The following is a 608-nucleotide window of genomic DNA, read 5'->3' on the forward strand; positions in this document are numbered from 1 at the left end:
TGGTCGCCTCCGAGCACGAGGTGGTCGCCGTCCTGACCCGGCCGGACGCGCCGTCGGGTCGGGGACGCCGTCCCCGACCCTCACCGGTCAAGGAGCGGGCGGTCGCGCTGGGTCTGCCCGTCCTGGAGCCCGCGTCGTTGCGCACGCCCGAGGCGGTGACCCTGGTCCAGGACCTGCGACCGGACTGCGTGCCCGTGGTGGCCTACGGGGCCCTGGTCCCGCGTGACCTCCTGGACGTGCCCACCCACGGCTGGGTGAACCTGCACTTCTCGGTGCTGCCCGCGTGGCGCGGTGCGGCACCCGTGCAGCACGCCCTGATGGCGGGTGACGAGGTGACGGGCGCCACGACGTTCCGGATCGACGAGGGGCTGGACACCGGCCCCGTGCTCGGGTCCCTCACCGAGACAGTGCGGGCCCGGGACACGGCAGGGGACCTGCTGCAGCGCCTGGCCGTCGCCGGCGCCGACCTCCTGACGGCGACCGTGGACGGGCTCGCCGACGACAGGCTCGTGCCGGTGCCGCAGCCGGCGGACGGCGTCAGCCACGCACCCCGCCTCTCCACCGACGACGCCCGGGTGCGGTGGGAGCACCCTGCCGTGGCCGTGGAC

Annotated in this window: 1 protein-coding gene; it reads left to right on the forward strand. The window is 75.8% G+C overall.

Features of this window, described 5'->3' with window-relative positions; genetic code table 11:
* The coding region (locus tag N869_RS15830; protein ID WP_035063309.1) for a methionyl-tRNA formyltransferase at nt 1-608 on the forward strand (608 nt) is incomplete at both ends.

The organism is Cellulomonas bogoriensis 69B4 = DSM 16987, from assembly GCF_000767165.1.
GTDB lineage: Bacteria > Actinomycetota > Actinomycetes > Actinomycetales > Cellulomonadaceae > Actinotalea > Actinotalea bogoriensis.